Consider the following 752-nt stretch of genomic DNA (forward strand, 5'->3'; position numbering starts at 1 on the left):
GTGATAAAGATCGCCATTCAGGGGCCAAAATCCGCTCCGATAGCAGGTTTCACCGATCCCCAGTTGCTCTTTGAGACTCTTTAAGCAATCAGTCTCCCTCCTTCCAAATCCGCAGGCCACAACATCGAGTGTTTCTCTCTAGTTATCCGTGATATTCCTGAGTCTTTTCTCAGCATCATTCCTCGGGAACTTACCCTAGTTCCATCCGTCTGTAAGGCCTAGCCCCGCCACAATTGCCCCGGCCAGGCAAAATCTTCACTGATAAAGCCCTTCAGGATCAGGGCCCAAGCCCCACTGCAGGAAAACTGACCGGTTCTTGGCAGAGAGCCGAGACCAGCAGGCAAGAGTTTTGAATTAGGGTAAACTTTAATGTCTCTTCCGAGAAGAGTGTTAAATACTACATCCTACTGCCTTAGACTTTACATAGCGTGCTATTTGGTCTTCAGTAGCCTTGGCTGATCTCTGGAGAGAGGCTAAATGGATCCCTTTCTTGAGGATTTGTCGATTGTTATGCTAGATCTGACTCTAAGTGACTAGGCATAAATTACTAGAATGCGCCCCCAATGGGCCAACTCACTATAGGAGGAGTGTGATGTTCGCACGGTTGGCGGAGCAATACCGCAGCTACGTTCAAGACCTGGTGATGAGTTTGCAGGCTCTGGCCATTGTTTTGGAGAAGCGGGGCTACCCGGCTTCTTGCTACACCTGCGGCACCTCATTTGAGAGCGCCTCCTTCATGGTCAGCTTACGGG

Annotated in this window: 1 protein-coding gene; it reads left to right on the forward strand. The window is 50.0% G+C overall.

Features of this window, described 5'->3' with window-relative positions; all coding sequences use genetic code 11:
* Positions 1-592: 592 nt before the first annotated feature.
* The coding region (locus NW858_RS09185) for a DUF1815 family protein (RefSeq protein WP_414520341.1) at positions 593-752 on the forward strand (160 nt) is incomplete at its 3' end.

The sequence above is a fragment of the Synechococcus sp. H55.10 genome (assembly GCF_047502715.1).
In the GTDB taxonomy this organism is placed as follows: domain Bacteria; phylum Cyanobacteriota; class Cyanobacteriia; order Thermostichales; family Thermostichaceae; genus Thermostichus.